At 63.2% G+C, this 25601-nt stretch carries 27 protein-coding genes; 12 read left to right on the top strand and 15 right to left on the bottom strand.

Annotated features, from left to right (window positions below):
* Window positions 1-125 precede the first annotated feature (125 nt).
* Window positions 126-380 (bottom strand): hypothetical protein, encoded by a 255-nt coding sequence (locus O4H53_RS00295; protein ID WP_269360467.1) that lies wholly within the window; start codon window positions 378-380, stop codon window positions 126-128.
* 88 nt (window positions 381-468) lie between these two features.
* Between O4H53_RS00295 and O4H53_RS00300 the strand changes: the two genes are divergently transcribed.
* Window positions 469-1104 (top strand): LysE family translocator, encoded by a 636-nt coding sequence (locus tag O4H53_RS00300; protein ID WP_269360468.1) that lies wholly within the window; start codon window positions 469-471, stop codon window positions 1102-1104.
* Between the two features lie 90 nt (window positions 1105-1194).
* On the opposite strand, the gene O4H53_RS00305 is transcribed toward O4H53_RS00300, so the two are convergent.
* From O4H53_RS00305 to O4H53_RS00320, 4 genes are read right to left on the bottom strand one after another with little or no spacing between them, the layout of a single operon-like run.
* Window positions 1195-2691: a tripartite tricarboxylate transporter permease gene (locus tag O4H53_RS00305; RefSeq protein WP_269360469.1), complete on the bottom strand. Its 1497-nt coding sequence runs from the start codon at window positions 2689-2691 to the stop codon at window positions 1195-1197.
* A gap of 1 nt (window position 2692) precedes the next feature.
* Window positions 2693-3142 carry a tripartite tricarboxylate transporter TctB family protein gene (locus O4H53_RS00310; RefSeq protein WP_269360470.1) on the bottom strand — a complete coding sequence of 150 codons (450 nt, stop codon included), beginning with the start codon at window positions 3140-3142 and terminating at the stop codon, window positions 2693-2695.
* Between the two features lie 3 nt (window positions 3143-3145).
* Window positions 3146-4096 carry a tripartite tricarboxylate transporter substrate binding protein gene (locus O4H53_RS00315; RefSeq protein WP_269360471.1) on the bottom strand — a complete coding sequence of 317 codons (951 nt, stop codon included), beginning with the start codon at window positions 4094-4096 and terminating at the stop codon, window positions 3146-3148.
* A 28-nt stretch (window positions 4097-4124) separates the two neighbouring features.
* Window positions 4125-4856, bottom strand: coding sequence for a GntR family transcriptional regulator (locus O4H53_RS00320; RefSeq protein WP_269360472.1), 732 nt, complete (start codon window positions 4854-4856; stop codon window positions 4125-4127).
* Window positions 4857-4940: 84 nt separating this feature from the next.
* Between O4H53_RS00320 and O4H53_RS00325 the strand changes: the two genes are divergently transcribed.
* A complete protein-coding gene (locus tag O4H53_RS00325) occupies window positions 4941-5714 on the top strand; it encodes an amidohydrolase family protein (RefSeq protein ID WP_269360473.1) in 774 nt (257 codons plus the stop codon).
* A 160-nt stretch (window positions 5715-5874) separates the two neighbouring features.
* Here the strand turns inward: O4H53_RS00325 and O4H53_RS00330 are convergent, their stop codons facing one another.
* From O4H53_RS00330 to O4H53_RS00340, 3 genes are all read right to left on the bottom strand, one after another.
* Window positions 5875-6426 carry a 2OG-Fe(II) oxygenase gene (locus O4H53_RS00330; RefSeq protein WP_269360474.1) on the bottom strand — a complete coding sequence of 184 codons (552 nt, stop codon included), beginning with the start codon at window positions 6424-6426 and terminating at the stop codon, window positions 5875-5877.
* Window positions 6427-6649: 223 nt separating this feature from the next.
* Window positions 6650-7249, bottom strand: coding sequence for a short chain dehydrogenase (locus tag O4H53_RS00335; protein WP_269360475.1), 600 nt, complete (start codon window positions 7247-7249; stop codon window positions 6650-6652).
* Window positions 7246-7383, bottom strand: coding sequence for a hypothetical protein (locus O4H53_RS00340; RefSeq protein ID WP_269360476.1), 138 nt, complete (start codon window positions 7381-7383; stop codon window positions 7246-7248). Before O4H53_RS00340 ends, O4H53_RS00335 begins: the two co-directional genes overlap by 4 nt.
* 32 nt (window positions 7384-7415) lie before the next feature.
* On the opposite strand from O4H53_RS00340, the gene O4H53_RS00345 reads away from it, so the two are divergent.
* The 5 genes from O4H53_RS00345 to O4H53_RS00365 all read left to right on the top strand — a co-directional run bounded on the left by O4H53_RS00345 (window position 7416) and on the right by O4H53_RS00365 (window position 11000).
* Complete coding sequence (locus O4H53_RS00345) at window positions 7416-7574, top strand: hypothetical protein (protein ID WP_269360477.1); 159 nt, start codon at window positions 7416-7418, stop codon at window positions 7572-7574.
* A gap of 211 nt (window positions 7575-7785) precedes the next feature.
* A complete protein-coding gene (locus O4H53_RS00350) occupies window positions 7786-9273 on the top strand; it encodes an FAD-binding oxidoreductase (RefSeq protein ID WP_269360478.1) in 1488 nt (495 codons plus the stop codon).
* Complete coding sequence (locus O4H53_RS00355) at window positions 9270-9674, top strand: hypothetical protein (RefSeq protein ID WP_114276923.1); 405 nt, start codon at window positions 9270-9272, stop codon at window positions 9672-9674. The genes O4H53_RS00350 and O4H53_RS00355 overlap by 4 nt, the downstream gene beginning before the upstream one ends.
* On the top strand, window positions 9671-10723 hold the full coding sequence (locus O4H53_RS00360) for a hypothetical protein (protein WP_269360479.1): 1053 nt from the start codon (window positions 9671-9673) through the stop codon (window positions 10721-10723). The genes O4H53_RS00355 and O4H53_RS00360 overlap by 4 nt, the downstream gene beginning before the upstream one ends.
* Window positions 10713-11000 (top strand): hypothetical protein, encoded by a 288-nt coding sequence (locus O4H53_RS00365; RefSeq protein WP_269360480.1) that lies wholly within the window; start codon window positions 10713-10715, stop codon window positions 10998-11000. The genes O4H53_RS00360 and O4H53_RS00365 overlap by 11 nt, the downstream gene beginning before the upstream one ends.
* Window positions 11001-11028: 28 nt before the next feature.
* Here O4H53_RS00365 and O4H53_RS00370 read toward each other — a convergent pair whose 3' ends face one another.
* The 5 genes from O4H53_RS00370 to O4H53_RS00390 all read right to left on the bottom strand — a co-directional run bounded on the left by O4H53_RS00370 (window position 11029) and on the right by O4H53_RS00390 (window position 16652).
* Window positions 11029-11592 carry a sigma-70 family RNA polymerase sigma factor gene (locus tag O4H53_RS00370; RefSeq protein WP_269360481.1) on the bottom strand — a complete coding sequence of 188 codons (564 nt, stop codon included), beginning with the start codon at window positions 11590-11592 and terminating at the stop codon, window positions 11029-11031.
* 145 nt (window positions 11593-11737) lie between these two features.
* Window positions 11738-13042: a lysine N(6)-hydroxylase/L-ornithine N(5)-oxygenase family protein gene (locus tag O4H53_RS00375; protein WP_269360482.1), complete on the bottom strand. Its 1305-nt coding sequence runs from the start codon at window positions 13040-13042 to the stop codon at window positions 11738-11740.
* Entirely contained in the window at window positions 13039-14082 is a 1044-nt protein-coding gene (locus tag O4H53_RS00380; protein ID WP_269360483.1) for a GNAT family N-acetyltransferase, read from the bottom strand. The genes O4H53_RS00375 and O4H53_RS00380 overlap by 4 nt, the downstream gene beginning before the upstream one ends.
* A gap of 81 nt (window positions 14083-14163) precedes the next feature.
* Complete coding sequence (locus O4H53_RS00385) at window positions 14164-15330, bottom strand: PLP-dependent transferase (protein WP_269360484.1); 1167 nt, start codon at window positions 15328-15330, stop codon at window positions 14164-14166.
* Complete coding sequence (locus O4H53_RS00390) at window positions 15327-16652, bottom strand: MATE family efflux transporter (protein ID WP_269360485.1); 1326 nt, start codon at window positions 16650-16652, stop codon at window positions 15327-15329. The genes O4H53_RS00385 and O4H53_RS00390 overlap by 4 nt, the downstream gene beginning before the upstream one ends.
* 169 nt (window positions 16653-16821) lie before the next feature.
* Between O4H53_RS00390 and O4H53_RS00395 the strand changes: the two genes are divergently transcribed.
* The 3 genes from O4H53_RS00395 to O4H53_RS00405 all read left to right on the top strand — a co-directional run bounded on the left by O4H53_RS00395 (window position 16822) and on the right by O4H53_RS00405 (window position 22226).
* A complete protein-coding gene (locus O4H53_RS00395; protein WP_269360486.1) occupies window positions 16822-17088 on the top strand; it encodes an MbtH family protein in 267 nt (88 codons plus the stop codon).
* Window positions 17085-20954, top strand: coding sequence for an amino acid adenylation domain-containing protein (locus O4H53_RS00400; protein ID WP_269360487.1), 3870 nt, complete (start codon window positions 17085-17087; stop codon window positions 20952-20954). Before O4H53_RS00395 ends, O4H53_RS00400 begins: the two co-directional genes overlap by 4 nt.
* A gap of 288 nt (window positions 20955-21242) precedes the next feature.
* The gene (locus tag O4H53_RS00405) at window positions 21243-22226 is read left to right on the top strand and encodes a Bug family tripartite tricarboxylate transporter substrate binding protein (protein WP_269360488.1); all 984 of its coding nucleotides are present in this window, start codon (window positions 21243-21245) and stop codon (window positions 22224-22226) included.
* A 146-nt stretch (window positions 22227-22372) separates the two neighbouring features.
* Here O4H53_RS00405 and O4H53_RS00410 read toward each other — a convergent pair whose 3' ends face one another.
* The gene (locus O4H53_RS00410; protein WP_269360489.1) at window positions 22373-23158 is read right to left on the bottom strand and encodes a helix-turn-helix domain-containing protein; all 786 of its coding nucleotides are present in this window, start codon (window positions 23156-23158) and stop codon (window positions 22373-22375) included.
* Between the two features lie 131 nt (window positions 23159-23289).
* Between O4H53_RS00410 and O4H53_RS00415 the strand changes: the two genes are divergently transcribed.
* On the top strand, window positions 23290-23673 hold the full coding sequence (locus O4H53_RS00415) for a hypothetical protein (protein ID WP_269360490.1): 384 nt from the start codon (window positions 23290-23292) through the stop codon (window positions 23671-23673).
* Between the two features lie 199 nt (window positions 23674-23872).
* Here the strand turns inward: O4H53_RS00415 and O4H53_RS00420 are convergent, their stop codons facing one another.
* Complete coding sequence (locus O4H53_RS00420) at window positions 23873-24313, bottom strand: helix-turn-helix domain-containing protein (protein WP_269361054.1); 441 nt, start codon at window positions 24311-24313, stop codon at window positions 23873-23875.
* 79 nt (window positions 24314-24392) lie between these two features.
* Here O4H53_RS00420 and O4H53_RS00425 point away from each other — a divergent pair, with 79 nt between their 5' ends.
* Window positions 24393-25595 carry an MFS transporter gene (locus tag O4H53_RS00425; RefSeq protein WP_269360491.1) on the top strand — a complete coding sequence of 401 codons (1203 nt, stop codon included), beginning with the start codon at window positions 24393-24395 and terminating at the stop codon, window positions 25593-25595.
* Window positions 25596-25601 lie beyond the last annotated feature (6 nt).

Below are 25601 nucleotides of genomic sequence, written 5' to 3' on the forward strand. Positions count from 1 at the left end.
GAACCCTTCGCGCTTTTTCGGTCGCTGTTCTCTGCCTGGTTATTCCATCCCACCTGTGACCCATGATCGGGGCCGGGTGCCACTTCGCCACGCGCGGCACCCTTGCCCGGACTGGCCGGAAAGCGTCAGATCTCAAGAATGATCGGGCAATTGTCGGATACTTCCGGCTCATGGATCACTTCAAAGCGGATCACGTCAGCCGCGCGATTGATGAGCAGGTAGTCGGCAAATCTGCCGGGTTTGTTGTATTGCGAATTTCGCGTCCCTTCGAACCCCCGGCTGGTTACAAGTTCGGTCAGCCCGGCGTGTCGCAGCAAGGCCAGCGGTGTCTTGCCTGTCGCTGCAATCCGCAATCCACCAGTACCGGCATTGTCGATCACGACCTGCCGCTGTTGACAACGGGATCGGCTGCTGACTTTTTTGCAAGGGGGTGCAGTTTTGATTGTCTGGACCACCGCGGAGGATGATATGACGGAAACCACAACTCTTGCATTCGCGCTTGTAGCCTTCATTGGGATTGCAACACCCGGGCCGACTGTTTTGCTTGCTTTGACGAACGGTTCGAAGTTCGGAACACGGCGCGCATCTGTCGGTATGATCGGTGCGGTACTCTCCGATTTTGTCCTGATCGGTGCCGTTGCCCTTGGGCTGGGCGCGCTGCTGGCCGCATCGGAATTCTGGTTCAGTGTCGTCAAATGGATCGGCGTCGGCTATCTCGCCTTTCTTGGCGTCATGCTCCTGCGTTCCAAGGGAACCCTTGATGAATCGCTTCGATCCGCGAGCGGTGGCGGTTCGGGATCGGCGCGGTCGATCTTCCTGAAAAGCTTCCTCGTGGCGGTGACAAATCCGAAGGGCTATCTGTTCTTTTCAGCTTTCCTGCCGCAGTTCATCGACCCCGCAGCCCCGCAGACTCAGCAATATGCACTGCTCGCCCTGGTCTTTGCGAGCGTGGATTTCATGGTCATGTTCGGCTACGCCCTGCTCGGCTCGCGGGCGGTCAGGATGCTTCGGAAATCCGGCGCGGTCTGGCTTGACCGGATTTGCGGCGGCGCGCTGTTGATGCTCGCCGGTTCCTTGGCGTTCTATCGGCGCGCGAGTACCTGAGCATTTGCGCAGGTATTCTCCACGCGACAACACCAATTCCGGTATCACTCGGCTCAGGATCAGCGACCGCAGAAGGAGGCGTTGGCGGACTTAAGCCTTCGTTGTGTTCCGCCGGCGGCGCATGGCCCTTAAGATGGGCCAGACGATCACGAGCAGGGTCGCGATGGCGAGTGCCGCGGAGATCGGGCGGGTCAGAAGTTCGGTCGCGTCACCCCGGCTTATCAGCAGGGCGCGGCGGACGCTTTGTTCGGCCATGGGGCCGAGGATCATGCCGAGGATGATTGGCGCCAGCGGCACGTTCACTTTCTCCAGGATATATCCCGCGAGACCGGCGACGAGCATCACCCAGAGATCGACCGGCCGGCCATTGATGACGTAGACGCCCACGCACATCAGGATCAGGATCGAGGGCACGAGGAGCACGCCGGGCAGGCGCTGGAACTGCGCAAAGACGCGGGTCGCGACGGCGCCGCCGAGGGCGAAGATCAGGACCGAGGTCAGCAGCATTTCCATCATGAAGCCGCCAACGAGAACGGGGTTCTGGTGGAAGAGTTGCGGGCCGGGTTGCAACCCGTGGATGGTCAGCGCGCTCAGGACCAGCGCCGCGACGACGTTGCCGGGGATGCCGAGCGACAGCGCGGGGATCATCGAGGCGGCGTTGTCGGCGTTGTTGCCGCATTCCGCTGCCGCCACGCCCTGCGGGTTGCCCTTGCCAAAGCTCGACGGGTCATCGGAAGCGTTCTTGGCCGCGTTGTAGCTGAGGAATGCCGCGATATTGCCGCCCGCGCCCGGCAGAATGCCGACGCCGATGCCGATGCCGGAGGCGCGCAGCCAGGTCGGGATCAGCCCGCGTATCTCGCCGGGTTTGAAAGGCACGTTGGTCAGCCTGAGCTGAGCGGCAGAGAGCCCCTTGAGATCGGCCTTTTCGGCGAGTTGCAGCACCGGCGGCAAAGCGTAGAGCCCCACCAGCACCACGATGAGGTCGAGCCCGCCCAGAAGCCAGGTCTGGCCGAAGGTAAAGCGCGCCTGGCCCGAAAGGTTATCGATGCCCATGGTGCCGATCAGGAGCCCCAGCACCGCGGCCATGATGCCCTTGACCGGATCGGAACCGACCATGACGCCGACCGAGGCCATGCCGAAGATCGCGATCCAGAAATACTCGGCCGGGCCGAAGAACAGCGTCACCCGCGCCAGGAGCGGCCCCATTGTCATCAGCGCAATGGCGCTGGCGATGCCGCCGATTGCGGAGGACCAGCAGGCGATTTTCAGCGCCTTGGCGGCCTCTCCCTTGTCGGCCATCGGGAAGCCGTCGAAGGTCGTGGCGATGGAGGCGGGCGTGCCGGGAATGCGCAAGAGGATCGCCGGGATCGCGCCGCCGTACATCGACCCGTTGTAGATGCCCGCCACCATGGCCAGCGCCACAAGCGGATCCATCGAATAGGTCAGCGGCAGCAGAAGCGCGATGGCCATCACGGGGTTCAACCCCGGCAGTGCGCCGATGAGAACGCCGAGCAATGTGGCACCGATCATCGCTGTCAACGGCCCGAAGGACAGGACATGGGTCAGGGCGTTGGTGTAGAATTCCATGTCAGGCTCCGGACCCGAAGAGCGACAGGAGAGCTTCGCGCGGCAGCGGTTTTTCCAGCAGCACCGAGAAGACGAGGTACATCAGCGCCATGAAGACCAGCGCCACGATCAGCGCATAGACCGGCTGGCGGAACCCAAGCGCTGCCGGCAGCGCCAGCATCAGCAGGAAGGAGGCGGTGTAAAAGCCCAGCGGCACCACCAGCGCCACATAGATCGTCGCGATCACCGCCGCGATGATCATCTGCGCGGGCGCGTCGACCAGCGCCCGCACTTCGTTCCGGGTGGCGCGGACGGCCCTGACCGTTACCGCCCCGCCAAGAAGCGCCAGGAGCAGGCCCAGCACCATCGGGTAATTCCCGCTGGCCCCGGTGTAGCCGGTCGCCATCCAGGCCGCCGCTATGCCGAAAGCGGCAAAGACCAGCCCGAGTGCGATATCCTGACGCTTCTCCATTGCTCAGAGCCCGAGGTTCTTGGAAACTTCGGCGAGCGCGTCGTATTCGGCCTGCAGCCGCGCGCCGAGGTCGTCACCCCTGACCACATTGGGCACTTCGCCCTTGGTGGCGAGGAATTCGACATAGGACGGATCGTTGACCGCCTCTTCGATGGTGTCGGCCAGCTTGTCGACAATCGCCTGATCGAGACCCTTCGGCCCGAGAATGGCCCGCCACAGGAGCGTTTCCTTGTCAGCCAGCCCCAGCGCGTCCAGCCCAGAGGCGCCCGGCAGTGCCGGCACGTCAGCGGCGGAGGTCACCAGCGGGCACTTGGCCTCGCCGTTCTCGACATAGGGCAGCACGGTCGAGATCGAACCGCCGTAGATGTCCACATGGCCGCCGAGGAAGTTCTGCAGCGTCTCGCCCGCGCCGCCGAAGGGGATGGCGATGGCGTTGATGCCCTTGGCCTGGAAAATGCGCTCGGCGGCAAGCTGCATCGTGCCGCCGATGCCGTCATTGCCGTAAGTGTACTTGCCCGGGTTGGCCTCCAGTTCGGCCAGGAATTCCGCGCCGGTGGTGGCCGGGAAATCGGCCTTCACGCAGAGCGTGTAGGCGGTTTCCGAAGTCGAGGCGATGGGGGTGAAACTGTCGAGCGCATAGGCCACGTTCTGCACCTGTGGCACGGTGGTCAGCGGGCTGTTCCAGGTGGCGAACAGCGAATAGCCGTCCGGCTTGGCCTGCATGAACTGCGACGCGCCGACCGAGCCGCCGCCGCCGCCCACGTTGAGGATGGCGATGGAGGTGCCGAGCTTTTCCTCAAGCAGGATTGCCAGCTTGCGGGCGCTGGTGTCGGTGCCGCCACCGGCACCGGCCGGAATGGTCAGTTCGATGGCGCGTTCGGGGTATTCCGCCAGCGCCGGGCCGGCCAGCGCCGCGACTGCGGTCAGGCCGAGCAGGATTGTCTTGATCTTCATGGTCTCTCTCCCAATAAAACTGAAGTCGTCAGTTGATTTCGCTGCGATAGCGGAAGCCCTCGGCGCTGCCGCTGGCGATGCGCCATTCGATGGGCTTGTCTTCGACATCGAAGGCAGTGCGCCGGATCACCGCCAGCGGATCGCCGGACTTGATGCGCAATTGCTGCGCCACGGTGTCGGTGGCGCGCCCGAAGGACACCTCGTCGGTTGCGCGTCTCACCAGCACGCCGAAATGTTCGAAATAGACAGGATACAGCAGCGGGCCGAAGTCGGTGTCGCGCAATTCCTCGAACCCGGCGAAGCGTGCCTGCGGAATGTAGATTTCCTCGAACAGCACCGGCACTTCCGACAGGCTGCGCAGACGCACGATTTTGATCACATCCTTGCTGCCAAGTGCTTCGGCCGCCTCGGCGGGGGCCTCGGCCCTGCTGCGCAGGATCATCTGGCTTTGCGGGATGGATGGCGGCGCGCCGTCGCTGTCGCGCATCGGAAAGAAGCGGAACAGGCTGGCACTGAAGGACGGCGCGCGCATGAATGTTCCCGAGCCTTGCCGCCGTTCCAGCAGGCCTTCGCTGACCAACCCGTCGACCGCCTTGCGCACCGTGCCCACGGAGACGTCGAATTCCGCCGCCAGCCGCGCCTCGGAGGGGATCGGTGTATCCGGTGTCCAGTCGCCGGCGGCAATGCGCGCCGCCAGCGTGTCGCGCAGCCGGGCATAGGCCGGAAGCCTTGCGTCAGTCGTGGCGAATCCGTTGTTCATTGTCGTCCTCCCTCGGGAACTTCTAAACGATATTGACCCATTCAGTCAACTGGTCATATATATGAATTATACCGGGAGGGCCTCATGATCCAGTTCGACTGCCACGCGCATGTCTATGAAACCGTCACCGCCATCGACGGCGCGCGCTATGTTCCCGCCCATCCGGCGCCCCTGGGTGACTGGCTGGCACATCAGGAGGCGCATGGGCTGCGCGGTGGCGTGATCGTGCAGGTCAGTTTCCTCGGCGCCGACAATTCCGAGATGTGTGCCGCGCTCGCCAGGCTGGACCGCGCGCGTTTCGCCGGTGTCGGTGTCGTGCCGCTGGAGGTTTGCGATGCGGAACTGGATCGCCTGGTGCAGGCGGGCATGCGCGGTGTCCGCTGGAACCTCGTGCGCGGCGCGGCCATGCCGGACCTCGGCGCCGCACCGACCCGGCGTTTCCTGACCCGGCTGAGTGACCGCGACCTGCACCTTGAGATCCATCTCGAAGGTCCGCGCCTTGCCCCGGTCCTTCCTGCGCTTGCCGATCAGGGCGTGAACCTGGTCATTGACCATTTCGGCCTGCCTTCCAACCCGGATCCCCGCAGCGATCCCATGATCCGGGCAGTTGCCGATCTGCACGACAGAAGCGCCCTCTACTTCAAGTTCGCCGCCCACTACCGCACGTCTTTCGACGTCACCCCCCATGCCGGCGAACTGCTATCCCTGCTGCCCGACAATCACGTCGTATGGGGCAGCGACTGGCCCCACACCCAGCACGAGCACCGCACCGGCTATGCCGACGTCTGGTCCCGCGCCGCAGATTGGCGTGACCTGTCGGACGGAACCGCAGCACGAAGGTTGTACGACATCGGCTGAAAGCAGCTTCGGTTCTGCAGTCCTGCCGGCCCCAGCGATCATCAACGCAGGCTGAACTGAAATGCGGTCGCCATTCTCAGCCGCTTTCGCGAAAGCCCGATCTCCCGTCGTGGATCAACGTCGCCGCGCAAGCCGCAAAATCATCTGGGGTTGGCCCATTTCACCGGAACGCGGGTCCGTGCGCCCAGACGGTCAGCGAATGTCGCACGCCGCTGCGTACTGGTGTCACCTGATGCAACATAAAGCTGGGAAACACGGTCACGGAGCCTTGCGCCCGGCTGGCTTCCAGCACCTGCGCACCGGGCATCACCTCCAACGTGCCGCCCTCATAGTCGCCCGATGGCGACAGTTGCAGCACCAGCGTCAGCTTGCGCTTGGCCGAGATCGGTCCGCCGCCAATGTCCGAATGCCACACGAAATGCCCCCCGGCGGTGGCGCGGTAGATCGCCACCTGCGGGCTTTCCTCAAATGCTGTCAGATCGAACCCAAAGTGATCGCGGTTCGCCACCCGCACCAGATCAATCAGCCGGTCCATCACCCAGCCCAGCCCGTCCACCTTGTCGGTCCACACCAGATCGGCATTGCGCATGTTGTGGTCGCGGTTGCGACCCACAAGCAGCGCCGGATCGGCGGGGGCCTGGGATATGGCGGTTACGATCGCGTCGCATTCTCCGACGCTGAAGGCTTCGGGTATCGCATGCATGGAGAGCATTATCTGGGTCTTTCAGACTAGGAGGCTCCGGCCCCAAGCCACCTGTACGGGGGCAGAGGACCGGCCGCGCAATATAGCACCGCGCCCGGCCCTTGTCTGAAAATTCAATCGCCCCGTCGGTACGCGGCAGGCGGAGACCTGCGCATTGCCGTCCCGGGAGGGCGATACCCGATGTGTGCACAGACAGCGGCTGGGCCAATGTCCGGTTCTTCCTTGGTCGGCGCTACTCCACGATCACCACCTGTCCAGTCCGAGCCCCCTCGACACATTTTGAATAAGCCAAACCGACGTCATGAGATGACACCGGCTTGTGACCACGGAACCATGCGCCGTAGCGCGGTGCGGATACCTCCAGCATTCCGGGGCTGACGACATTTATCCTCAAACCGCGCGGCATTTCTATTGCGGCACCGGTGACGAACCCCGCCAATGCCCCGTTCGCGGTTGCCGCGTTTGTTCCCATTCGGATCGGGTCGCGATCCAGAACACCGCTTGTCAAGGTGAACGAACCTGCATCTGATATGACCCCCAGTCCGGCAAGGACGAGGTTGACCTGCCCCATGACTTTTTGCCGGAGACCAACCATGAAGGTCTCTTGATCCATATCCGCCAAAGGCGTGAAAGCCGCGTCGCCCGCACATGACACAACGGCATCAAACGCACCGACCGCCTCATACAGTGACTTCACCGCATTCAGGTCGCCTATTTCGACTTGAAAGTCGCCGGTCGTGCGGCCAACGGTGATGATTTCATGCCTCTGGTCGAGTTCGTTGCAGGCTGCCTGTCCGATATCGCCAGCTGCACCAACCACAATTATTCTCATGCTTTATCCTTCTCTATCTCGTCGTAAATCTGGAGTTTCCGGTTGAGGATCACCCGGCAAGGCTCCAGTTCCGCCTGTCGCCCATAGGCATTCCGGTTGCGGCGGCCCATACCGATACCATCGCCAAGGCGCATGCCTTTGTCGATGGCAACAAGCGCAGGCTTTCGTGGCAACCTTTACCTTCCTGCGATTGAACGGTGTTCCCCTCAGTCCGGATCCCGGCATCGGTATCCGGATGATGGAAGAGCTGATGTCCTGCCAGGTGAGCGAGGATGCTATTGCCGTCTGGCTGCGCGATCTTGCCGCAAGGGCCGACACGGGGTGATACAGGCGCGCCCGACGGACAATGGGGTGCCACTTCGCAAGGCGCCCTGCGGAGCTGACAGGTACTGGATGATCTGACGCAAACTGCCGCGAATACCGCTTTTGAAACCAGTAACTGGTGGAATTCCTTACCTTTGATATCCTTGTAACGGCCATGGGGTCGGCTGTATCAAATGACCAATCGGACCAGGTCATTGATGAGGGGCCCAGCCATGAAAAAATTCACCCGGCGCGCGGCCCTGTTGGGCGCAGGCGGTGCCGCAGGCTGGACCCTGTCGCGGGCGTTTGGACCAAATCTGCCGGTTTATGACGGCACCCGGCGCATAGCCTCCGGGGCAGGTGAAACCACCTTGAACGATGCAAGCGGCCTGTCGCCAACGCCGATCCACAAACACATCGTCGTGAAACAGGATCCCGATGACGCCCTGATTGCCATTGTTCGACAAGAACTTGCCGCAGCGCGTAAAGACGGGCGGCCCCTGAACGTGGGGGCGGCGCGCCATTCCATGGGGGGTCAGGCCATTCCCCGCAACGGCACGGCCATCACCTTTGACAATGGATCGGTGGAACTGGACAGCGCCAGCCGCAGCTATCGTGCCCATGCCGGGGCACGTTGGTCTCAGGTGATTAACGCGCTTGATCCTGCCGGGTTTTCCCCTGCGGTGATGCAATCGAACCATGATTTCGGTGTCGCCGCGACGTTTTCGGTCAATGCCCATGGGTGGCCGGTGCCCTTTGGGCCAATGGGGTCAACCGTGCGGTCCTTGCGGATGGTCATGCCAGATGGTGAACTGGTGACCTGTTCGCGGTCGGAAAACACGGATCTCTTCAACCTCGCGATGGGCGGCTACGGGCTGATCGGTGTCATTGTTGATCTTGAGGTCGACATGGTGCCCAACAGTCGGCTTGCCCCGCAGTTTGACGTGATTGACGCGCCGGCATTTGCCGATGCCTTTGACGCGGTGATCAGGGATCCGGATGTGACAATGGCCTATGGTCGGCTCAACGTCGAACGCGAAAGCTTTTTCACCAAGGCCTTGCTGGTCAGCTATCGCGAAACACCGGATCAGGCCGCGCTGCCGCCGGCCTCAGGCTCGGGCTGGATGGCGCATGCCGCCAGCCGGATCTATCGCGCACAATTGGGCAATGAGAGGATGAAGGCGTTCAGATGGTGGAATGAAACCGCCGTTGGCCCGGCGCTTGGCGGGGGGGAGGTCACGCGCAATACCCTGATCAACGAACCGGTGATGACGCTTGATGACCGCAACCCGGACCGGACTGATATCCTGCACGAGTATTTCGTTGGTTTCGATCGGTTCGGCGAATTCCTGACGGCCTGCCGCGATGTGATCCCGGCGAGTTATCAGGAATTTCTGAATGTCACGCTGCGTTACGTGGCGCAGGACGATCAAAGCATGTTGTCCTATGCGAAGGTGCCGCGCATTGCGGCGGTGATGTCCTTCAGCCAGGAAATGACCATCCGCGGCGAGGCCGACATGGCGCGCATGACCCGCGACCTGATCGACAGGATCGCTGCCATCGACGGGGCCTATTACCTGCCGTATCGTCCGCATGCGACCGTCGCACAGCTGTCGCAAACCTATGAAAATGCGGTCCGGTTTTCCCGGGCAAAACGCGATCTGGACCCGGACCTGGTCCTGCGTAACAATCTCTGGGACAGCTATTTGGGGCAATTATGAGCAACTTGCAGAAACTTTCGCTGGGATATTTCGCAGCGCTGATGATCGCGGCCTCGCTGAATTACATACCCGGGCTGACCGATGAAAACGGGCTGGCATTTGGTATCTTCGAACTGGATATCTACGATGACGCCCTTCATGTCGCCTCGGCGTTATGGGCGCTTGTGGCCGGGCTTCTCTCTTACCGGGCGGCCCGGACCTTTCTGATCCTGTTTGGACTGGCATATCTGGGTGACGGTATTTTCGGGTTCTTCACGGGCTACGGATTCCTTGACCTGGGGATTTTTACCAACCCCTCTGCCGGGCTTGATTTTTCGTTGCTGCGCGTTCTGGCCAACCTGCCGCATCTGGGGCTCGGTGGTCTGGCGGTCTGGGCGGGGTTCAGGTCCGCCCCGGCATGAAGCGGTTGTGGACATGGGTGAAACGGGTCGGGGTCGTCATGCTTTTGCTTGTCGCTGGCCTTCTTGCACCTGTGGCATGGGTGGAAACCATGTGCCGGGGGGACAAGGTGCAAACGCCTTACGCGGCCTTGCTGCCACCCGCAGAGCATCGGGTGGAATCCCGCACACTGCTGACCTATCCGGAATGGCACATCGTTCACGCATATGACGATTATGCCGAGGTCATCCGAACGGGGGACCCGCATGAATTCGGATTCTTCAAAAGCATTACCGGATTCTGGTCGTCACTTTGTGTCCTGAATGAAACCGCTTCCGGTGTTGGCGACGTCGATTCCGCCACCAAACAGATGGTCTATGTCATCGGGGTCAGCTTTACCGCCGAACTGATGATGAAGGCGGCCTACGAAGAAACCATCGGCCGCCTGTTCGCCTGGCAACGGGGTGCGGGCCGCGCGCCGTTGGATGATCTCTCTGCGGTTCAGGCCGCTGACTATGCAGCGTTCCTGCAGCAGGTGCCGTGGTATCGGTGGCATTTTCGCGAAGACGCAGAGGCCCTGCGCCAGGCAGCCACCGGCATTTTGCGGGATCGCGAACGGCGCTTTGCGCTCGGGCTCGAATATGGCGCCAAAGCAGCCTATGCCGATCTGATCGCCCGGGCGGTTGCCGCAACCGGATTTGACGAACTTCGCCTGCGCATGGTTGTTTCCGGCAAATCCGCCGAAGACCTGGCTGCCTATGACGGGATAACAATTGGCGAGACGCTCCCGGAAGGTATCGTCATTGAAACACCGCGTTATCGGATCCTGACACATCTGCTTCAGTCCATGGCGCTGGACGGCTGGCAATTCCGCGAGATTGCCGGCAATGACGACATTCTCTTTACCGCCCTCTCGGATCAGCCAGGTCATCAGGATGCAATTGTCAGCCTCCCAAGGCAGGGATACGGCGACTTTCGCCATCTGGTGCTGGTGAAAGTGACCGAACTTGCGGACCAGATCCGGAACCTTGCGGCATCCGGTGCCCGGCTGGAGCATGTCCATGACTATTAGAGGTATCCTTTGTACGGTGCCGCTGGTGTTCACGGGCTGGATTCTGACGCTGATCACGGTCAGCCTTCTGACCGATGAGGCGCCCGCCCAGGTGGTCCTGTTTCCCTCTGCCAGCTTCATGCAATCCCTGTCAGATGATATCGCCATCCTGGGAAGCAATGGCTGGAGCGTCACCCTCGCCGCACCGCGCAGCGGATTTGCGGCATCGCTGTATCGTACCGGTGCCCGCATCGTCCTGCCCGCAGGCTTGCCCGGATGTCTGCCTTTGCCGCGATAATACGTTGCTGCGGTTACGGGATCGCCTTTCACAGGGTCTCGGCCAGCGCCGCCTCAAGCTGGGTCTGCGCGCTTTGGATCAGCGCATGGACACGGGAGGCGGACAGGTTCATTTCCCGGGCGATCTCTGTCTGTTGCTTTGCTTTGAGACGCGCCTCCACAAAAGCGTAGCGCCGTTTCGGGCATAATGCGCCGAGCGCGCGCATCAGATGCACAAGGTCCTCTTGTGCAGAGAGTTTCTGCTCCACTGGGGTTGCCGGGCAGACAAGCGTCTCGGCAAAAGCATCGCAGGGAATTTCCCGTTTCTGCTTTCGATAATGATCAAGCGCGAGATTGCGCACCATGCGCCGCAAATAGCTGCAGGGGCTGTCCGGGGTCTGCTGCAAGGCCTGACTGGACAGGCAGCGCAGGACCGCGTCTTGCAGCACGTCTTCGGCACGATCAGGAGAGCCCAGGATGCGCATGGCTTCACACATAAGCATGTCGCGATCATGTACCAAATGGTACAGCAACTGCCGTCGGACGGCTGCGTTTTCCGGTGATACGACAGGCGTCGCGCTCGACAATGGATCGACGGGCAGACTCTCGGACATTGTGGCCTCATGTAGCGGCTAAAAGCGATCTACCTGGCACAAGCTGAGTGAATGAGCGCTTGGTACATGAGAAGCCGAGACACGCCAAGCGTTTGTTCCGCGACCGGCGAACATCCCCCGCGTGTATGGCGCGGGGGCGTCCGTGTCATTCGGCGGCGATGGCCTGCGCCTCGTTGACCAGCGTGCCGAGCGCTGCGACAATCTCGGCAGATCTTTGCGCCAGCACCGACAGCAGGGTATCGCTCAACCCGTGGCTGCTTTCGCTGTAGCCTTGAACGAAGACAGCGGGCCGGAAGCCGGGCTTCATGGACAAGCGGTAATCCCGGCGGGTTTCCGTGGCTTCACACAGTGGGGCCAGCCCATGCAGGACACTGGCATCGAGTTTTCTGGAATAGCCGGTCGCAAAAACAACCTTGTCATAGAGCTTCGTATCGCGCGCCTTGCGGCCGCGCAGCTCGACCCGGAGCTTCGCATCCTCCGACGACATGCCGACAACCTGTGTCTGACTGCGCAACCGCAGCCGACCCGCGCCGCTCACGGATTGCTCGTAAAGCATCCCATAGATGGCACAGATCAGATCCTCGTCAACCACCGCGTAATTTGTCCCTGACAGCTCATCGAGCAGACCGCGCCGGAGACTTTCGGACATCTCATGGAACCGGTCGGTTTGTTCAGGGGCGAAAATCTCGTTCACGAAGGGGGAATCGTCGGAGGGTTTCATCGCCGATCCGCGCAGGATGAGATCAACCTGCGGCGCTTCCGCTCTCTGGGCGAGATCGGCAAAAATCTCTGCTGCGCTCTGGCCCGCGCCCACGACGGCAATCCGGTCGCCCGCCTTCAGCGCCGGCACGACCCGGCTCATGTAGTCTTTGGAATGGAACAGGCGGTCATCGCCGCGCAGGCCGTCACATACTGGCGGCAACATCGGCGCGCCGCCCGGCGCAATCACGAGGTTACGCGCATGGTAGACATGTTCAGCCCCCGCGCTGTCGCGCGCGGTGACGCAGAGCGTCTGAACAGTGCCGCCCGCGCCGGCATTGCCCAGCGGTTCGATACCGCACACGTTCCGATCATAATCACAGCAGTCAAACTGTCCGGCAACCCAGCCGAGATAGTCGTTGAACTCGACCCGCGACGGGAAAAACGTCTTGCGATTGATAAAGGCGTTCATCCGCCCCTTCTTGTGCAGGTAGTTGAGAAAGCTGTAGCGGCTTTGCGGATTACGTTGCGAGACGAGGTCCTTGAGGAACGAAATCTGCATATCCGTGCCGGGGATCATCATGCCGGGATGCCAGGCGAATGCGGGCCGCGCTTCAAGGAATTTCACCCGGATCGGCAGCCCCGCCTCTTCGATCGCAATCGCAAGCGACAGGTTCGAAGGGCCGAAACCGATGCCGATCAGGTCGTAGATCTCATCGTCGTTCCGGGGGGTGTGGGTGGGTGCAGTCATGTCCAGTCTCCTGTTGAGGGAAGGCGGGCAGGGGCAAAGCAGAGCGGAGCGCCCCGGCCGGTCTCTGGCCGCGCCCAGAGGCGGGCCTCGAAGAAATGCTGGCGTTCGAGAGCGACGAGGCTGGCACGTTTGTGGGAAAAGTCGAACTGGCGCAGATGGGCAAAGCCACCGCGCGACAGATTGGCGAGCTGTCGGGCGTGGCTGGCTTTCGGCTCGCCCATCACGGTCTGGGTGCGCGGTTCCGCGAGGAACATGTAATGCATGAGCGAAGGCATCCATGCGGTGACGTAATCGGCCCCGCGAATATCCTCTTCGCCGATCAGGACATGCCAGCCACGATCCCATGCGGCGGCGTCATATTGCGCGCCCAGCCGGTTCTCCCGGCACCAGTATAGCTCAAAATAGCCGAAATCGCGACCGTCCAGCGCCCCGATCAGCGGCAACATATGCGGGTCGGCCAGGAGCCGCGCGATATAGTCGCGGTGTTCATCCAGCGTCCCTGCCTCTTCGAAAAACTCCGCCACGCGAGGATCGTTCTGCCAACGATGGAATGTTTCGAGATCGGAGATGTCGAGCGCCCGCAGCGTCAACCATTGGTCGAGCCAGGGGATATGACGGCGATACAGCACCCCTTCGGACCGGGGCGGGCGGATCGGATGACGGCCATGCGGACCTTGCGTCCAGAGCGTCGGATAGGTCGGCACGGTTCGGGTCAGCCAGCGGTCCGTCACCTGCCAGAAGGCAGCGGGCAGAACCAGGGGGCCGATCTCTGTGGCAAGTGCGATCCCCTTATGCATCAACTCTGGCAAAAGCGGTGCCCAATCGGCCCCCTTGAGGCGGATCGCGACCTCCGGACCTTGCGTGGTCAGCGCCTCGAAGGCGGCCAGCGCCCGGGCGAAGGCATCCTCGCCCGGCGGGGCAGAAAGCTCAATCCGCCCGCCCCCCAGATCCCGGAGCCGCTGCGGCTCATATCCGGCGATTTCGATACGCTCGCCGATCCGGCGCGCCAGAAGCGGATGTTCAGTCAGGTCACGAGGCATGGCGTCTCTCCTTTGGTGTCTCTCTTGGCAGGGTCCGGAGCAACACCCGGCAGAAGTTGCCCATTGTTTGATCCGCGTCCCTCATGCCGCGACCTGCCCGGCCCGGTTGAGCGCCTGGCCGAGATCGGAGAGCAGGGTCCCCACCGGCTCCAGCCCCACGGCGAGGCGAATGGTGCGCGGGCTGACGCCGAAGCGTTGGAAGGAATTCGCCGCCCCGGCGAGGCCACAGGCGGCCTGCCCCGGAACAATCAGGCTTTCCGGTCCGCCCCAGCTCACACCCAGAAGGATCACCCGCAGCGCATTGCAGAACCGTTCGACATCAACACCCTCCGCCAGGTCAAAGGCGAACAGCCCGCCGCAGCCGGTCAGCCCCTTGGGCATCTCCGAAAGGCCGGGGTGATGCACCGCGGTGACCCGGGGATCGTCAGCCAGTGTCCGGGCGATGGTCAGCCCGCTCTCCATATGGGTGCGCATCCGAAGCAGCAGCGTCCGCATCCCGCGCAGCACCAGAAACGCATCCATCGGGGCCATGCGCCCGCCGTAAAGATGCGTTGCTTCGTGGTCGATCCTGGTGATCAGCTCTTTCGGTCCGGCGACCAGCCCGGCCAGCGTGTCACTGTGCCCGGAGAGGTATTTCGAGGCGGCATGAACGATGAGGTCGACGCCAAGGGCGGCAGGTTTCTGGAACACCGGGGTGGCCCAGGAATTGTCGATCACGGAGAGCACCTCAAGGCGCCGCGCTGCGGCGGCGATGGCGGCAACATTCTGGGGCTGGAACGTCCAGCTTGTCGGGCTTTCCAGATAGACCAGGCGTGCGCCCGGCAGGGCGTCGATCACGGCCTGCGTGTCGGTGCCGTCGACATAGATCGTCTCGACCCCGAACCGGCGCAGAACCGTCTCAAACAGGCGATAGGCATCGGAATAGAGATGCTCGACCGTGACGATCCGGTCCCCGCTTTGAACAAAAGGCAGTACCGCGCCGCAGATCGCGGCCATGCCGGAAGAGAAGCCGCGCGCGGCCTCTGTCCCTTCGAGCCGGGCGATCAGCCCCTCCAGCTCGCTTACCGTCGGGTTGTCACCGCGCGAATAGACCAGGCGGTCCGAGCGTCCGGCAAAGACATCGGCGATCTGCGCGTAGCTGTCGAACAGAAAGGAGGAGCTTTGAAAGATCGGCGGGGCGCTGGCCGAAAAGGGCGGCTGGTGAACCGGGCTGATGAGGTCAGGAAATGTCGGATCAGATGTGGTCATGCGGAAACTCCCGATGTGGTGGCGGACAGGCGGCCCTGACGCATCAGCATCAGCGCCAGAAGAGCGGCAAGGCAGGCGGCAAGCGCCATGGAAACGGGCAGGGCGGACAGCCCGAAAGGCGGCACCATGAGCGCCAGCAAAGGCCAGAACAGCCACCCCATCGGGGCCAGCCCGAGGAGAAGCGCGGCGCGGGGGCGGATCGCCGCCTGAAGGCCGATCTGCGCCACCAGGCGCAGCGCCACGGCAGGGACACAGAGGGCAAGCCAGCCAAGTGTGGCAACGCAATGCGCCTGAACATCCGTGTCAACGCTCAGAACCCGGCTCACCGGCACCGCGCCGAGCCACAGCACGATGCCCAAAGCCGCCCCCACGCCCAATGCACCCCGGAGCAAGAACCGCTGCGCATCAGCCGCGCGCCGCGATGCACCGGCCCCGAAAGCATGGGCGAGAACGGGCTGAACGCCGATGGCAAACCCTTCCAGCGGCAGGGTCACGACAAACACGAGGCGCAGGGCAAGGCCCAATCCGGCCACCGCCGCGACGCCGCCCAGATCGGCAGCGAGGCGCAGCAGGGCCATGAGGCCGAATGTGGTCACAGCCAGCGCCGCCGCCTCCGGCAGGCCGACACGCAGCATCGGCGCCAGCAGCGAGAGGGTTCCCGGCTTCGGGCGCCGGGCGGGGGCGCGGAACCAGACGGCCCAGACCGACAGCGTGACGATCTGGGCGGTCAGCGTCGCCCAGGCCGCTCCGTTCAGCCCCAGATCAAGGCCAAAGATAAACAGCGGATCGAGCGCCATGTTCAGCCCGAAACACGGCGCAAGTGTCTTGAGGCTCATCGCCGCGTGTCCGCGCCCGATGGCAAGAAAGTCGCACAGGATCTGGATCAGCCCGAAGGACATCGTGAGGGTCAAAAGCGGGTAGTAGGCGCGGGCAGGTGCCAGGCTTCCCTCGGGGGTGCCAAGCAGGTCCAGAACCGGCGCGCGCAGGATCTGGAGCAGGCACCACAGGGCAACCGCCAGAACGCCAGCCACGCAGAAGGCAAGCCCCGCGATGCGGCGGGCGCGTTCCGGATCATTCGCGCCAAGCGCCCGTGCAGATGTGCTTGCGGCCCCGACGCCCAGCCCGACACCCAGAGCCGCGATCAGGCCCGCGAAGGGCGCCAGCAGTGTCAGGACCGCCAGAGGTTCTGCGCCCAGCCGCCCGACAAAGCCCGCATCCACCACCTGATGCGCGGCGTTCAGCGACAGCCCGGCCATGGCGGGCAGACCCAGACGCAGCATCAGTCTGGGCAGGTTCGGATCGGCGAGGTCGAGTGCGTTCATTCTGTGGTCCAGCATGCGGGGTCTCACACCAAGACGTGCGGGCTATCGGGAAATTCACAGCCGGAGGAGAAAAAATCGAAAAAAGCGAAAATTTAATCCGCCAAGGTGAATTTCGCGCTGCCCCGAACGTCTGAGAGGAAATAGTTCACATTCGGACCGGAGGTTTTCGATGTCGCACCCACCCCAGACCAGTTTGCAGATACAGGCCAGCTTGCAGGCACATTCCCTGACCCATCCTCAGGCGCAATGGTGCATCCTGCGCAATCACGAAGGCCGGTATTCCGTACATCCCGCAGCCTATGATCCGCCTGCGGGCTGGTGCCTTGCCGGTGGCCCGGACACGCGCGAGGCCTGTCTGGCACAAATCGCGGAAACCTGGACCGACATGCGCCCCGAGGCGTTGAAAGCGGCCATGCGGGCGGAGGCGGCGGCATGAGCAAGGATCTGGTCATCGACACCTCCGCCGTCACCATGCAGCCGCGCCGCCTCGGCGATCTGGAAAAACGCATTTTCGCGCATGAACAGGTGGGCGAACTGGCGGCCTTTGTCCCGGGAATTCTCATCCTCGGATTGGATGCGCGTCATTCTGAGGCACAGATTGTCAATGCGCTCGGCGCGGTGCTCAACCACCACCCCGCTTTCACGTCCCGGTTCGAACAGCGCCCCGGCGGCGAGGTCTGGCGGCATTTTGACGGGGAAACGCCGCTGACGCACTGCGGCATGGGTCTGCGCGCGGATGTGCGCCACCGCTGCACCGCGTACCGCCCCGTGTTGAGCGGCCAGATGGCGTTTGCTGATCTCTGGACGGCACGATCCGGGGGGCATTTCCTGGCACTGACGCTGCATCCAATTCTTGCAGATGACGGTGTGTTTGCCACGATCGAGGCGGCGCTTTGGCGGGAGCTCGGGATCATGGAGGAGCCCGGGGTGGCGCCTGCGCCCACACCGGCCAAAGACCGTGCCACCCGTGCGCGCGATCTGAGCGGCTGGCAAAACCTGCTCGACAGCTATGCGATTGCCCGTATCCCCCCGCGTCCGGCGACGACGGAGGACACCGCGCGCCTGCGGGTTTCCCGTCTGTTGCCAGCGCCCCTGTCGGCGCGCCTGCAAGCGGCGGGGACCGAGAGTGTTCTGGCCACAGCACTTGCGCTTGTGTTGCACCGTTACACCGGGCTGCGGAACCTGCGCTTTGCCCTCGGCTCGCCCGCTGTATCCGACCATCGCCATGCCGGTGTCATGCCGCTTTGCGCGGCCCTCGACCCGTTCAAGGGCTTTGGTCAGGCGCAGGTCCGCATCGCCCGCGCCATTGCAGAGGGCCGCGCGCATCTTCTGCCTGCCGAGGTGCTTATTCAGGATCGACTGAGCCGCGCCGATGCGGACCGGCATCCGCTGGGCGCGGTGTCGCTGCACGTCTTGCCGGTCCGGGACCTGCCCGAGGGGATCACCCGCATTGCCCGGCCTCTGCCGCCCCTGGCCGAAGAGGTGGTGATTGTCGCGGAACATGCGTCAGAGGGTCTGCGGCTGATCGCCGATGCGGAGGCGGGATTGTTCACCGAGGCCCAGATTGCCCGGTTTCTTACCCATCTTGAGCGGATGATCACCGACGGGCTGGACAGGCCCGAGGCACCGACGGCGCGCATCGCGTTGGTGTCGCAACAGGAACTGGACGCGCTCTCTGCACCCTACCCGGATGACACGCCCATCGACCGGCGCGCGACCCATGAGATCATCGCGGATCACGCCCGCGCCACGCCGGACAAGATGGCGGTGATCTGCGGCGAAGACCGGCTTACCCATGGCATGCTCGACGCACGGGCCAATGCCCTGGCGCATCACCTCGTCACGCTCGGTGTTTGCGCCGAGGTGCCAGTCGCGATCCTGATCGAACGCGGGGCCGATGCCATGGTGGCGATCCTCGCCGCGATGAAGGCGGGCGGGGCCTATATCCCCGTGGAACCGGATCATCCTGAAAGCCGCAATCACCACATCCTTTCCGATGCGGGCGTGCGGGTTGTGCTGACCCGCCGGCGCTATCGCGACAGGCTGCCGGATGGGCTGTCCGCGACGGTGCTCTGCCTTGAGGATTTCGCCGACCCGCCGCGCCTGGACGCGCCGCAGGTGGTGATCCACCCCGACCAGCTCGCCTATGTCATGTATACCTCCGGCTCGACCGGAAAGCCCAAGGGCGTTGCCGTCGAACACGGTCCGCTCACCGACCACAACCAGACCACCGCGCGTGTCTATGAGATGAGTTCGGAAAGCCGCGAATTGCCGTTCCTGCCGTTCTCCTCGGACGGCGGGCATGAGCGCTGGATGGTGCCGCTGATGATGGGCGGCTCCGTGGTGGTGCCCGACGGGCCGCTCTGGACCCCGGAACAGACGCTGGGCGCGATGCGCGAACACGGCTGCAACAACGCGTCGATCCCGACCACCTATCTGCAACAGCTCGCCGAATGGGCCGAAGAGACCGACAGCGCCCCGCCAATGCGGCTTTACAGCTTTGGTGGCGAGGGCTTGGCGCAATTGACCTTCGATCTCCTGTCCCGCGCGCTCAAGGCCGGGACCCTGATCAACGGCTATGGCCCGACGGAGACGATCATGACACCGATGGTGTGGAAAGTCGCCGCCGGCACGCGGTTCGAGGGGGTCTATGCCCCTCTTGGCCGGGCCGTCGGCGACCGGCGCGCCTATGTGCTCGACCCCGAGATGATGCCCTGCCCGCAGGGCGTTGTCGGTGAGATCTATCTTGGCGGCACGGGCGTGGCGCGCGGCTATGTCGGCAAACCCGATGTCACCGCCGATCGGTTCATTCCCGATCCCTTTGGCCCGCTGCTCGACGGCACCTCCGGCGCGCGGCTTTATCGCACCGGCGATCTGGGGCGCTGGCGCGAGGATGGCACCATCGAATTCGTCGGCCGTGTCGATCTTCAGATCAAGGTGAACGGCTACCGGATCGAACCGGGCGAGATCGAGGCCGCGCTGCTGACCGATGCCGATGTCAGCGAGGCCCTGGTGCTGCTGCGCGAAGATGGCGCGGCGAAGCGGTTGCTGGCCTATGTGGTGGGGCCGGAGCTGTCGGCAGGCGAGGCGCTGCTGGCCGGGCTGGAGGCGAAACTGCCAAGGCACATGTTGCCCGAGGCAGTGATCGTTCTGGAGAAGATGCCGACCAATCCGAATGCGAAACTCGACCGTGCGGCCCTGCCCATGGCACCGGTTCAGACTCGCAAGGGCGCGGGTGTGCGGCCGGAGGGCGAGGCCGAGGAGGCGATCCTCACGCTCTGGCGCGAGATCATCGGCGCGCCGGAGATGGGGGTCACCGACGATTTCTTTGCCATGGGCGGCAAGTCTCTCCTGGCTTTGAAAGCCCTCGCGGGGATGCGCAAACGCTGGCCCGGCACGGCGCTGACCATCGCGGACCTCTTCGATGCGCCCAGCGTGCGCGCCATCGCGGCGCGGATCGAAGCGGGCGGTCAGACCGGGCGCAGTGCCATTGCACTGCGCGCAAGCGGCACGAAACCCCGGCTCTATTGCTTTCCCGGTCTGCTCGTGTCCACGCGCGAATATCTGCGGCTCACCGATTACCTCGGCCCGGATCAGCCGGTGACCGGCTTCCTGTGCCATTCGCTCAACGAGGAGAAAAGGCTCAATGTCTCCGTCGAAGAAGTCGTGGCGCAATATGCCGACCACATCCGCCGCGAAAGCGCCGGGCAGCCGGTTGCCTTCCTCGGCTGGTCCTGGGGCGGGTTGCTCGCCTGGGAAGCGGCGCGCCAGTTGCAGGGGGAGGTCGACCTGCGCCTGACGGGCATGGTCGATGTCTGCGATCTTGGCACGGATTTCATGCCGGGGGTCACGCCGGAGTTTGCCCCGGGCGAACGCGAGGCTCTGGCGCAAGACCTGCAGGTCTGGCTCGGCAAGACCAGGATGCGCGCGCAATGGGACAGGCTCATCGGCGCGATGGATGCGGAATGTTACGACCAGTTCCTGCGTTTTATCGGCAATGAGGCGGAGCCGCTGCCGTTTGACGGGCCGGAGATTTCGAGCCGGGAACACACCTTCTGGGTGCTGATCGACAATGCATTGGTATTCCGCCAGCACCGCCCCGCGCCGCTCGACCTGCCCGTGGCCTCGTTCAGCGCGGGCGACAGTCTCAGCCGGGGGCTCAACCTCATGGATTGGCGCCGTCTGTCGCCGCGGGCCACCCCGGCCGAAGTGGTGAACGGCACCAACCACCTGCATATCATCGGCGAGACGCGGTTCCACAGCCGGTTCAAAGCACGGCTGGATGCGGCGTTTGACGACTGAGTGAGGGGGCTTCGGCCCCCTTCCGGCATTGCCGACTTGCTTGCCGCCTGCACCGGGCGCGACGGGTCAGCCGCCAACAACAAGGGGCATCCCGGCGGGTGGTCGTGACGGCCAAGGGGGTGAATTCTGGCTCTGACGGGCCTTCGATGCAAACGGAGGTGCCGGTCTCTGCCATTCATTTTTGCAGCCTTTGACCAACTTCTGCTCAGTTTCATGGGCAACGAAAAACAATGACACTGCGCCTGTCTTTGTCGCACCTGCGACGTTCCGCTCTGAGGAGGAGAGCCCATGAAATTTTCGTTTACACAGTCTTTGCGCGCGGCAGCCGCCGCCTGCCTGGTGACCGTATCGGCCACAGCGCTTTATGCGCAGGACAGCTGGCCTGCCGGCCCGGTCGAGGTCGTGATGCACACCAAGCCCGGCGGCACGTCCGACATTTTCATCCGCACCCTGGCCGAGTCGCTGGAACCGGCCATTGGCCAGACCATTGTGGTCCAGAACGCCCCCGGCGGCGGCGGTGCCGCACAGATGGCCAAAGTCCGCTCCGCCAAACCGGATGGGCTGACGCTGGGCATCAACACACTGACCCATTTCACCGGCATGGCCACCAACCTCAAAGGCACCTTCGCTCCCGAGGATTTTTCGTGGATTGCGGGGGTTCAGGTTGACCCGATTCTCTACTACGTGCGCGCAGACAGCCCCTATAACACCATGGCAGAGGCTGTCGCCGCCGCCAAAGCCAACCCGGGCAGCGTGTCCATCGGCGGTTTCGGCCCCGTCGGATCCATGCAGAACCTCGGCACCTCGATGATCGAAACGGCAACCGGCGCCAAGTTCAACTGGATCGGCTATGAATCCACGCCGGACATCACGACCGCGCTTTTGGGCGGGCACATTGATATCGCCGTCTCCAACCTCGGTCCCACAGCCGCGTTCTTTGAAGCTGACCGGATCAAGGGCCTGGGCGTCCTGAACGACAAACGGCTGGCGGGCGCACCCGATCTGCCAACGCTTGCCGAACAAGGCATCGAAGTGGACACCAGCTGGGTTCAGGTCCGAGGCGTCTTTGGCCCCAAGGACATGCCGCTGGAGCTGCAACAGCAGATCGCTGATGCATTCCACGATGCAATGAAAGCGGATTCCTACCAGGAATATGCCAAGAGCACCGGTGTCACGGATTCCAATATGGGCCCCGAAGAATATGCCAAATTCGTCGAGACAATCGGTGCCGTCGCTGTGACACAGCTGACTGCGGCAGGTCTGCTCCAGTAACCTCACCGTCTGCGGCTTACCCCGTTTGCCGGTCGAGGTGGTCCTTTCGATGAAGCCGCCGCTGGCGACGGGACATTGGCTCAGCTACCTGTGAAACCGCCGACTGACCTGGTATCCTCCGCATCCCAGATTGGAGGCGGAGGATGTTACGCCAAGGCTTGCGCCGTTCGGTCGTCTGCCGGGAAAAATGCCTCGATCGTGACCTCGGACAGGGCAACGTCGACGGCGGTTCCGAATACCGTAGTTGTACTGAGGAAAGACAGCGGCCCTGCATCTCCCTTCAGTCTGAGCGGAATTGCGATGCTGCCCGCTTGCGCGGCGTCTGATGCCAGGTTGCCCCCGGGTCCGGACACGGGATAGGCGGCAAGCTCGTCGCGCAGCTGCGCCAGCCTGGCGTCCGCCGAATACGAGATGTCGTGATCCAGCCGGTTAAGCAGATGCGCATGCCATTCTGCGAGGTTCAGAATGCGCGGGGCCAGCCCCTCTGGATGCAGGCTGAGCCGCAGCACGTTGACCTCGCCCGTCAGCAGATGCGGCGCGGCATCTGACATCAGGCGCTGCGCTGCCGCATTGGCGCAGATCAGATCCCAGTGGCGATCCACCGCCAGGGCGGGATGCGGCAGATGGCCATGCAGGACCTTTTCGATCATCCCGCGCATGCCGGATTGTTCCGGCGTGTCCAGCCGGTGATGCGGGTAATGCGGCGCATGCCCCGCCGCCGTCAGCATCGTATTGCGCGCCCGCAATGGCACGTCGAGGTATTCACTGAGCAGCAGCACCATGTCCCGGCTGGGACGCGCGCGCCCGGATTCGACAAAGCTGAGGTGCCGTTGTGAAATTTCGACCTCGCTGGCCAGGGCCAGCTGACTGAGCCTGCGCCGCTGCCGCCATTCCCGCAACTGTCGCCCTACGGTTTCCGATGTGTTGTTCATGGCAATTGTCTACCGCGCTGTCTGCCGGCAAACAATTACCTCCCAGGTAATCGACCCCAGCAGCGCAGGCGGGCAAATTCCAGACAGACGCCGCCGGATTGGCGCGTTGAACATCCGCAAAGGAGACAATCATGTTACATCAAAGCCAGATACCTGCGTTGCAAACCATTCTGAAACTCGATTCCGCCACCTGCGCGCTGATGGGCGCGCTGTTGGTATCTGCATCCGGGTTGGTGGCAGGGGTTACCGCAATTCCGGCGGATCTGCTGTTCTGGGCAGGGTTGCTGCTTTTGCCCGTGGCCGCGTTCATGGCGGTTCTGGCCGGGACCGTCTCGGTGCCCTCGCTGGGGACCTATCTGGTGATCGGCGGCAATGTGCTGTGGATCGTGGCGAGCCTGGCGCTGCCCGTTACCGGCGTTATATCGCCAAACGTCTTTGGCTGGATCCTTGTGCTGGGTCAGGCCGTTGTCGTGGCCGGTTTCGTCTGGGCGGAATGGACCGCTGCGCAGCGCTGAGCGCGGGCGTATCCGCTGCGACAACCGACATGAAAGGCAAAGCCCCGCGTTCGGGGCTTGCCCGGAAACAATTGATGCAACGCCGGCACCGTTTGGGGGCGTTGCATCTGCCACGTTGGCATGAAAAATCTGCTCGCTGGACCTGCCGCCGATCAGGGAAACCTCGCCTGTCGGCGTGATCCATCGACGGGGCTGCGGTTCACCGCAATCCGGCAGATGCCTTTGAACGGCTCTTTGCCTTCTTTGATTTTCGCCGCCCCATGACACCGACAAGACGTCTGAAGGTCGGGCATTCCATGTGCGACGGTGCCGGGCAATCGGCCACGTGCCGCAGAGTATCGCGCAGGGCCGTCAGCTCGCGGATCTGCCGATCCAGATCGTCCGCGCGGTCGTGCAATTCCTGGCGCGGCAGGTCCGGTCTCCCGTCTCGGCCGAACATGCCAGCGATGTCTTCAAGAGAAAATCCCGCCGACTTTCCCATCGAGATCAGGGCGAGCTGCAACAGCACATCGGGCGCGAATTGTCGCCGAAGCCCGTGTCGCCCGACCGATGAGATCAGGCCGATTTCATCATAGTAGCGCAGGGTCGACGCCGGAATTCCGACGGTTTGCGACACCTCGCCGATATCGAGCATTTTCATACTTGACCTCAAGTTGGCTTGAATTCGTAGGATGGCTTCCCACACCATTTTTGGCAAGCGGAGACGCAAATTGAAGGTCATGAAATCATCCGAACCGACGGCTGCAAGGCTTGGCGCATTGCTGTGCCTGTCGCTGTCGATGCTGCTGGCTTCGCTGGGCACCAGCATTGCCAATATCGCGCTGCCGACCCTTGCGGTGGCTTTTGAGGCGCCGTTCCATGAGGTGCAGTGGATCGTGATCGCCTATCTTGTGGCACTCACGCTCTTTGTTGTGCTCGCCGGGCGGCTTGGGGATCTGTTTGGCCGCGCGCGGATGCTGCTGCTGGGGCTGATTGTTTTCTCGCTGGCATCCGCCCTGTGTGGCTGGGCACCCAGCCTTTGGGCTCTGGTTGCGGCCCGCGCCGCGCAGGGCATCGGCGCGGCTTTCCTGATGACATTGACCATCGCCCTGGTCAGGGAGACGGTTGGCGGCGAAAGTGTCGGGCGCATCATGGGGCTACTTGCGACCATGTCTGCGGTTGGAACGGCTTTGGGGCCATCGCTGGGCGGGTTGTTGATCGGGTTGGCCGGGTGGCCGTTTGTCTTCTTTATCCTGGTCCCGATCGGCCTGGGCGCGGCAGGTCTGGCGTGGCGGTTCCTGCCGTCGGCTGCGCCGGGCATCACGTCGCCACGGACGGGGCTTTCCGCGCTGCGCGAAAAAGGTGTCATCCCCGGCATGGCTGCCAATCTTCTGGTGGCAAACCTGATGATGGCCACGCTGATCGTGGGGCCATTCTATCTTGGCCTTGGGCTTGGGTTCAGCCCTGTAACTGTCGGTCTGGTCATGTCGCTTGGGCCGGTGATTTCGATCTGCGTCGGTGTGCCTTCCGGCTATCTCGTCGATTTCTGGGGCGCGTCGCGCGTGCTGCTGATCGGGCTTGCGGGGCTGGCTGCCGGTGCATTTGCCCTGTCGGCCCTGCCGACAGTGTTCGGTGTTTACGGCTATATTGCCGCCATCATGATCCTGACACCGGGATATCAGATGTTCCAATCTGCCAACAACACGATGGTCATGGCAAATGTCGCTGACGGCGCGCGCGGCGCGGTGTCGGGCCTGCTTGGTCTGTCGCGCAACCTCGGGCTTGTCTGTGGCGCCTCGGTCATGGGTGCCGTTTTCTCCTTCGGTGCGGGGACAAGCATCATCGAAGCCGCGGCACCCGGTGCGATCGGCAACGGCATGCAGCTGACATTTGCCCTTGCCGGAGCATCGATGGTCGCAGCCCTATGGGTGACGCGGCGCTGACAGGCC

This window comes from Sulfitobacter sp. G21635-S1, from assembly GCF_027213915.1.
Lineage (GTDB): Bacteria > Pseudomonadota > Alphaproteobacteria > Rhodobacterales > Rhodobacteraceae > Sulfitobacter.